At 69.0% G+C, this 6882-nt stretch carries 10 protein-coding genes; 3 read left to right on the forward strand and 7 right to left on the reverse strand.

The window, feature by feature from the left end; translation table 11 throughout:
- Positions 1–20 precede the first annotated feature (20 nt).
- Together ACYVI6_RS10605 and ACYVI6_RS10610 are read left to right on the forward strand one after the other, a co-directional pair.
- Positions 21–149: a hypothetical protein gene (locus ACYVI6_RS10605; RefSeq protein ID WP_284291885.1), complete on the forward strand. Its 129-nt coding sequence runs from the start codon at positions 21–23 to the stop codon at positions 147–149.
- On the forward strand, positions 140–334 hold the full coding sequence (locus ACYVI6_RS10610; protein WP_460446340.1) for a hypothetical protein: 195 nt from the start codon (positions 140–142) through the stop codon (positions 332–334). Before ACYVI6_RS10605 ends, ACYVI6_RS10610 begins: the two co-directional genes overlap by 10 nt.
- A 633-nt stretch (positions 335–967) precedes the next feature.
- Here ACYVI6_RS10610 and ACYVI6_RS10615 read toward each other — a convergent pair.
- Entirely contained in the window at positions 968–1273 is a 306-nt protein-coding gene (locus tag ACYVI6_RS10615) for a hypothetical protein (protein WP_284291950.1), read from the reverse strand.
- Between the two features lie 233 nt (positions 1274–1506).
- Between ACYVI6_RS10615 and ACYVI6_RS10620 the strand changes: the two genes are divergently transcribed.
- Complete coding sequence (locus ACYVI6_RS10620; protein ID WP_284291882.1) at positions 1507–1638, forward strand: hypothetical protein; 132 nt, start codon at positions 1507–1509, stop codon at positions 1636–1638.
- A gap of 584 nt (positions 1639–2222) precedes the next feature.
- Here ACYVI6_RS10620 and ACYVI6_RS10625 read toward each other — a convergent pair.
- From ACYVI6_RS10625 to ACYVI6_RS10650, 6 genes are all read right to left on the reverse strand, one after another.
- Positions 2223–2489, reverse strand: a complete 267-nt coding sequence (locus ACYVI6_RS10625) for a hypothetical protein (protein WP_460446341.1) — start codon at positions 2487–2489, stop codon at positions 2223–2225.
- A gap of 651 nt (positions 2490–3140) precedes the next feature.
- Positions 3141–3890 (reverse strand): hypothetical protein, encoded by a 750-nt coding sequence (locus ACYVI6_RS10630; RefSeq protein ID WP_460446342.1) that lies wholly within the window; start codon positions 3888–3890, stop codon positions 3141–3143.
- 2 nt (positions 3891–3892) lie between these two features.
- Positions 3893–4303 (reverse strand): hypothetical protein, encoded by a 411-nt coding sequence (locus tag ACYVI6_RS10635; RefSeq protein WP_460446343.1) that lies wholly within the window; start codon positions 4301–4303, stop codon positions 3893–3895.
- Between the two features lie 102 nt (positions 4304–4405).
- Positions 4406–4876 carry a hypothetical protein gene (locus ACYVI6_RS10640; RefSeq protein WP_460446344.1) on the reverse strand — a complete coding sequence of 157 codons (471 nt, stop codon included), beginning with the start codon at positions 4874–4876 and terminating at the stop codon, positions 4406–4408.
- Positions 4877–4965: 89 nt separating this feature from the next.
- Positions 4966–5832: a ParA family protein gene (locus ACYVI6_RS10645; protein ID WP_460446345.1), complete on the reverse strand. Its 867-nt coding sequence runs from the start codon at positions 5830–5832 to the stop codon at positions 4966–4968.
- A 248-nt stretch (positions 5833–6080) separates the two neighbouring features.
- The gene (locus ACYVI6_RS10650; protein WP_284291876.1) at positions 6081–6557 is read right to left on the reverse strand and encodes a ParB N-terminal domain-containing protein; all 477 of its coding nucleotides are present in this window, start codon (positions 6555–6557) and stop codon (positions 6081–6083) included.
- Between the last annotated feature and the right edge of the window lie 325 nt (positions 6558–6882).

Consider the following 6882-nt stretch of genomic DNA (forward strand, 5'->3'; position numbering starts at 1 on the left):
GGGTCGCTCAGGCCCGCTCCGTGGCGCACCAGACCGAGGTCCTCCTGGGCGACGTCCGTGCCCTGCAGACCGGACGCATCTGGCAGCGGATCTTCAACCGCATCGACCTTCGGGCCATCGAACGCAGCACGCAGGGGGTGTGGCGCTGATGGAGTACGCCTGCGACGAGATCACCTGGACCCCGGGCGCCGCCAAGCTGAGGGACGTTCCCACCAGGCAGGAGCTGCTCGACCAGCGCGGCGCGGACGGCTGGCGCCTCCTCAACACCGACAGCTGGGGCAACAAGGACGGTGGTCACACCAGCCTTCTCTGGTGGGAACGCCCGACGCGCTGATCAGTTCGTCTCACGGCCGCGTGAGGGTAGCTCTCAAGGGAGACTGACGTGGTTATCTCGAGCTAGCCGCTCGAGAGTGGCCACAAGGCTCGCGCTCGGAGGAACCTTCGGTCTGATGCCGTCTGCACCCTTGGCGAAGCCAAAGTACGGCGCCCCGTGGCTGACAACCAGGGCTAGTTCGTCGCTGCCAGAGTCGGCACCGTCCCCTTGCACCGGCTGGGTTCCAAGGAGGTACCCATGGCCGAAGACGACGTTGCGCTTCGGCAGCCAGCGCACTCCTCCTCGATAGACGCGGGCGACCAAGGGGGCGCGGCCGGGCCATCCGGCCGATCGAAGCGCCTTGAGGATGGCGTCGACCCGCGCTAGCGCTATCTGATGGTCGCTCGGGCGAGATGGCCAGCCCGACTGTGGTCTCGGCGTCTGCCATTGACCTGTTTCGAGCATGTAACGCTGGTGACGAAGGTGGGGTGGCTCAGACATCAGCGCCTCCTGCTCCACTGGATGCGCGAAGCCTAGGGCCCACCGTCAAGGGTGGCCCAACGGTTGAGCGTGTAGGTGCGCGACCCCATCGGTGGCTTCCATGATGCGAACCTGCAGCGGTGGAGACGCCCCCTCCCCCGGCGTCAAGGGACATCATGGAGCTTGGTTGGCGAGCCGCTCGTATGCGTTCTCTAGCACCTGTGCCTTGGCCTGCTGCCGACGCAGGAGGAACGTCTGGGCGAGCAGCCCTGATGTAGCCACGAGGGCCCAGCCGAAGACGGCGCCGGCGTGTTCGTCTGCCCAAACTGCCGGGTTCCAGTCGGTGAACAGCAGCAGGACCAGCACGGGCCAGATGGGACCCATGCCCCACAGCAGGACGGAGTAGGCGGCTGCCTCGATGGCGGCTCCGACCGTTCGGACCAGTTCGACCAGGTTCTCCACCGTCAGCCACCGCTTCATGGCCCGGACGCTAGCGTTCGGAGGTCACCCGATGGGGGGTCTTTCTACCATCCGAGTACATGTGGATGAGCGGGAGAAGAGCCTCTGACCTGCACGGATGGCGGTTCGCGCGTGTGGACGGCTGTTGAGTGCCACGCAAGATTGACCGTCTACCTGTCACGATAGGAACTACCTCCCCCTGGGCAGGTCACGTCGTCCGGAGACGTGGCCCGTCTGAAGGGAGGTGAGTGCGGATGGACAGCGATCAGACCCCGAAGCCGAAGCCGAACAGGGCGACGGCCGAGAGCCTGCGAGCCTGGCTGGGCTTCGTGATGCAGGTCTTCTCGGCCGTCGTGTCGGTCATCCGGTTCCTGGGCGGCTGCTGACCAGCAGATCCGCCTCGGGGGCGCGTCAGGGTTGGAGCCTGGCGCGTCCCCACCATCATGGAACATGACGGGGTACTTCGTCCACAGATTGTGGTCCATCACCCACAGGTCATCAACACCGGCCTGCACCGAGCAGGCTGAGCCCTACGCTCCGGGCATGGACCTCAAGTGCATCAAGTGCGGTTCGAAGGCTGAGTATCTGGTGAACGGCTCGTCGTTCTGCAGCATGCACAAGGGCATCCACTAGCTCAGCGAGCGTTCCAGCCACCGGGCTGTAGCTGGGTCCTCTGCTTGCTCTGGCGCTGGCACACAGGCCGCGGCAAAGTGCGCAGGTCAGGCTCTGACGCCGGCTACGAGCAGCTCACGCCTGCTCTGGGGGTAATAGTCGAGCCTAGTGCTGACGGCCTTGTGGCAGCGGACGCAGACGGGTCGCCTGACGTCGGGTGAGTGCTTACGCCCTCCGGTTCCGCTTGGGGCCGCGGCGGCGGCGGGGCCGGCGGCGTCTGGTCTGACGAGGTGGTGCTGCCTCGGCGGGGCGTGCGAAAGCGCTCATCGTGATCCCTCGGTGCGGGTCCGGTGACGGCTCAGGCGATGCGGTAGACGAGCCAGTTGAATGCGCCTGGCATGACGGCGAGGCGTTCGGCGTCCAGTGCGAAGGCGTGGTGTGCAGCGGCGAGTAGGTCGCAGTCGCAGTCGGCGATGAGGATGACTGCCTCTCGCGGGGGAAGGGTCATGCAGGCCGTGGTCGTGTCGTCGGCGTCGTCGACGAGGACCAGGTCGGCGGCGGCCCAGAGGGTCGCGAGCTGCGGGGGTGTGGCGTGGCGCGGATGGGTGCGGCTGAGTGGAAGCACTTGAGCAGCTCGAGCAGGGCGAGGGTGGCGGAAAGCCAGCCGTCATCCGATGCGAGGTAGAGCACGCTGGCTGCTCGACGTGGACGGGTGTGTGGTGGGGTCGCTCGTGGTGCTGGGCTGCGCCGTTGGTGGCCCTGGCGCGGTCGTGCTGGTCAGGGTTGGGGCTGGTGGTCATGAGATCTCCGGTGTTGAGGTGGTCGCCGAGACGGCGCAGGTCGGCGTGCTCCTGTTCGTGGCAAGTGTCGGTGTGACTACTGGTGTTCCTTGTGTTCCTAGGAACCGCAGTTGCGGTGCCCAGGTCCGTGACGGGTGGTGCTGAGAAGGCCGGTCGGGAGCGGAACCCGGTGTGTGCGGCGTTGACTGCTGACCGTTCCCCGCCCCCCGTTCAGGCGGTCAGGATCGGACGCCCCGGAGGTGGGAGGAAAGGGCTTTCAGCACCGGCGCAGCCGGTCCCGGTCTAGCCGACGCAGTCGGCACCACAGCGCAACTGCACGAGCAGCCGACTTCGGGCGCGGTGGTGGTCCGCTCCCCCGGGGCGGCCTGGTGCGGGTGCTGCTGGGTGGTCGAAGGATCTAGGAGCCCCTTGGGCGAGTCGATCCGTAGCAGCTGGCGGTGCGTTCGCGGCTCGCGCTGATGAAGCGTGTGAACCGCTCAGGCTGGTCTTGTCTCGCCTGCCAGCTTGTAGACCCAATCGGGGCTTGTCTTACCCTGCTTGCGGTCGGTAACCAGTCGTAGGCGTGCAGCGTTACGCCGGACAACGGGAGAGTGTTGTACAGGCAACGGCTCGGCATGTGGGCCATCGGTCGCCTCGTGCTCTGCTGGCGCGTCCGCTAGGGGGGGCGCAAGGGCTGTGAGACCCGCCGCAAGCACTCGAGCGTCTCGAGCAGCCGCCGCTACGGCGGGGTCCCCCTGCTCCTCCTGCAGCATTTCGAGAGCGGGGGGCTCGCCTGCGTTGGTCGCTAGCTGGTAGGCCGCGGCTGCCGCGGCGAAGTCCCCCTGCTTCTTTCGCAGTGCCCCGAGGCTGAACGCTGCTGCTGCGAAAGCTACCCCGGCTTGGCCAAAGTCGATCGCTAGCTGGTAGGCCGCGGCTGCCGCGGCGGGATCCCCTTGCTTCTCCCGCAGCAGACCGAGGTTGAGCGCCGCCACGGGAGCTATCAGGAAGTCGCCGGAGTCGATCGCCACCTGGTAGGCCGCGGCTGCCGCGGCGGGGTCCCCTTGCTTCTCCCGCAGCAGACCGAGGTCGATCGCTTGCAAGGCGTCGTCGGGGTCAATCGCCACCTGGCCGACCCCGAAGATCCTTTTCTCGTCGTCTGTGGGACGCAGCCTCTGGTCATCGGCAGCAGATCCTTCTTGGTGGGGGCCAACGGAGGCCGGCGCACCGGCGATTTCGCCCTCAGCCATAGTTAGGCACCTCCCTGGAGGTCGCCGGCGTTGCTGTCGCGGGTGTCGTCATCGCCCAGGATAGGCACCCAAGCGGGCTCAAGCATCGCTGCCTCATCCGCCCCGGCGAGCTCGCTCGTGCCGAGGTACGTGAGGACGGCGAGACCGAGCGCCTTCTTGCTCTCGACGCCGCTTTGAGTGAGGTCCATCGCCCACTGCGCTCGCTTCCACCACTGCTCGCGGCTGGCAGCTTCTCTTTGCTGAGCCACGCCGGCTTCTGCACCTACGCGCTGTTGCTCGAGCGTCTGCGTCAGCGCGGTTCGTTGCTGACCTAGCGTGTCGCGCACGCCCTTGTAGGTGAGGACAGCCGCAAGCAGCCCAACGATTGCGACTGCTGCAGGTCCGACGGCGCCGAGCTTCTGCCAGTTGTTCATGGCGGATGCCGTGGGGGCGCAGCTGGCTAGGACGCAGATGTGCTCGGCAAGAGCGTAGGTCAACTGGCGTTCCACCTATTCCTAGGAATGACCGGACTACGATCAGCGGCGACGACGACGCGTGTTGACGACGAACGGCTCTCCCCCGTTGTGCTCGTTCTCCCACTGCTCGACGCGGGCGAGGATGACGTCGGCCCAGAAGTCGGTCTCGCTGGTGTAGCCCTCGGTGCCGCCGCGGGCCATGAAGGCGGCTTTGGCGCGGTCGCGGTCGGCGGTGCTGGCGAAGTAGACGGTGGCGGCGCGGCCGGCGAAGGAGACGCGGCCGCTCTGCAGCCGCTGGCGGTCCGCGCGGCCGCGCAGCGGCCGCGGGACGTCGGCCTGCGTCTGGGCGTCGGCCGGCTTAGGCGCGGTGGCGTGCAGCTCGGGGGCATCGACAGCTTCGGGCTGTGCGGTCTGCGTTTCGTCCGTCTGGGCGGCCTCGGCCTCGGCGGCTGCGCGGGCTGCTTCGGCGGCGGCGCGTGCGGGGTGGGGTCGGGTGATGCCGGCAGATCGGCGGGTCGTCTTGGTGGCCATGCGTCCTCGTCTCCTTGCGTACGGTGCGGTTGCTGCTCGTGTCGCTGGCGTCGATGTGGTTGCGCCCATTCCTAGGAATAGGGGTGCTGCTAGGTGCGGGCGGGTGCGGGTGCTCCCTTGGTGAGGCGGGTGCGCAGCTCGGCCCACATCTCGTCGAGGGCGCTGGCGACGACGCGTGCGCCGTCGCCAGGCAGGGAGTGCACGGGGGCACCGGCGCCTGCGGCGTCGGCAACGGCGACGCGCTCGGGGATGGAGCCGGGGAGGACGAGGTCGCCGTAGGCCTCGCGCAGCTCGTTGTCGCGGAAGGCGTGCTCGGTGGCGCGCTTGGCGCGGTTGACGAGGATCGCGAGTAGCTGGGGGGTGTCCTGGCCGAAGCCGTCGCGGATCTCGGTGACGCTCTCTTCGAGGCGGGAGACGCCTCGCAGGGCGTGGGCGCCGGGTTCGGTGACCACGATGACGTCGGTGGCGGCGACGAGCGCGGCGATCAGGATGCGGCCGAGGCTGGGTGGGCAGTCGAGCAGGACGACGTCGTAGGGCTCGAGCGCCTGCGCGCCTTGCTCGAGCGCCTTGCGCAGGCGCAGGGGCTGGGTGGGGGTGGTGTCGACGTCGGACTCGGCGAGTTCCTGGGTGGCGGGGACGACGTCGACGTTGGCCCAGGCGGCGCCGGCGGGCTGGATGGCGTCTGCGAGGGGGAGTCCACCGCCGCGCTTGGGGTCGGCGAGCAGGCCGTAGGTGCCGGGGACCTTGGTGGTGTCGTCGGGCTCGTTGACCTGGTCGTCGAGCAGGACGTCGGTGGCGTTGGCCTGTGGGTCGAGGTCGATGACGAGGACGCGCTGGCCGGCGGCGGCGGCGGCCGCGGCGAGTCCGAGCGTGGTGGACGTCTTGCCGACGCCGCCTTTCTGGTTGCCGACGGCGATGATGCGCGGCATAGGAGTGGCCTCATTCCGATAGTTCATGGTGCTCCTTGTGTTCCTAGGTATGACGGTAGTGCTGGGGTAGTGGACCGGTGGGTCGACACGCCCAGTGGGGGTGCTGGATCGCGCAACGGCTGAGTGGTGCGGCTGGGTGGGGCCGGCGGGTCTGTGATCGAGCTCGGGGGCTCGATGCCCCCGAGCTCGATGCGCCGCGCCGCGGACTCGAGGCCCGGGGGAGTGGTGGCGGGGGAGCGGCCCGCCTGGTGGGGCGGGCCGCTCCTGCTCAGCCGTCAGGCCTCGTCGACCACCTCGGGTGCATCGGCGGCAGCAGCGTCAACGTCGCGCTCGGGCTCGGGCAGGGGGTCCTGTCCGCAGGCGCGTCGCTCGACCTCGGCGAGGGTGTACCCGTTGGCGGCGATGAACTCCAGGTAGCGGCGGGTGCCGTCGCTGACCTGCCGCCAGGAACTGACGTCGGTCGCGGCCTCGTAGGCGGCGAGCACTTGGGCCAGGGTGAGCACCTGCGCGCGGGCGTCGGTGACAGCGGCGAGCGTGCGTCGGTGCCCGAGCCGGACGCGGAGCGCGCCGTCGGCGGTGCGGACCGCGACGATGGGCTGCAGCACACCCCGGTCGCGGATCGAGGCGATGAAGTCGGCCGTGAGGCGTGCGTCGTGACGGACGTTGACGTCGACCAGCAGGGTGGTGGGGTCGACGTGCTGGATGGTGCGCGCAGCCTCGGCGGTGGCCGTGGCGGCTGCGGGGGTGCTCATGCGTGACATGCGGTGTGCTCCTGTTCGTGTGCCAGCGTCGGTGTGACTGCTGGCGTTCCTTGTGTTCCTAGGAACCGCAGGTGCGGTGCCTGGTCGTGCTGGTCGTGCTGAGAAGGCCGGTCGGGAGCGGGACCCGGGTGCGCGGCTGGTGGCCGCTGACCGTTCCCCGCCCCCCTCCGGGCGTGGGAGATCAGGACCGGTCGGGCGGGGGAAAGGCACCCCGCAGGGGCGCAGCGCAGCTGCGAGCCGGGTCTGCCGCCGCGGTGGTGGTGCTCGGCCGACGAGATAAGCGGCGCGAGGAACGAGTAGAGCGCGTCGGCCGAGC

It is taken from the genome of Angustibacter aerolatus (assembly GCF_054776675.1).

Bases quoted from the DNA above. Each gene is read 5' to 3' on its own strand.
- ACYVI6_RS10615 (WP_284291950.1), bottom strand. From the start codon at position 1,273: ATGAAGCGGTGGCTGACGGTGGAGAACCTGGTCGAACTGGTCCGAACG.
- ACYVI6_RS10620 (WP_284291882.1), top strand. From the start codon at position 1,507: ATGGACAGCGATCAGACCCCGAAGCCGAAGCCGAACAGGGCGACGGCC.
- ACYVI6_RS10630 (WP_460446342.1), bottom strand. From the start codon at position 3,890: ATGGCTGAGGGCGAAATCGCCGGTGCGCCGGCCTCCGTTGGCCCCCAC.
- ACYVI6_RS10635 (WP_460446343.1), bottom strand. From the start codon at position 4,303: ATGAACAACTGGCAGAAGCTCGGCGCCGTCGGACCTGCAGCAGTCGCA.
- ACYVI6_RS10640 (WP_460446344.1), bottom strand. From the start codon at position 4,876: ATGGCCACCAAGACGACCCGCCGATCTGCCGGCATCACCCGACCCCAC.
- ACYVI6_RS10645 (WP_460446345.1), bottom strand. From the start codon at position 5,832: ATGAACTATCGGAATGAGGCCACTCCTATGCCGCGCATCATCGCCGTC.
- ACYVI6_RS10650 (WP_284291876.1), bottom strand. From the start codon at position 6,557: ATGAGCACCCCCGCAGCCGCCACGGCCACCGCCGAGGCTGCGCGCACC.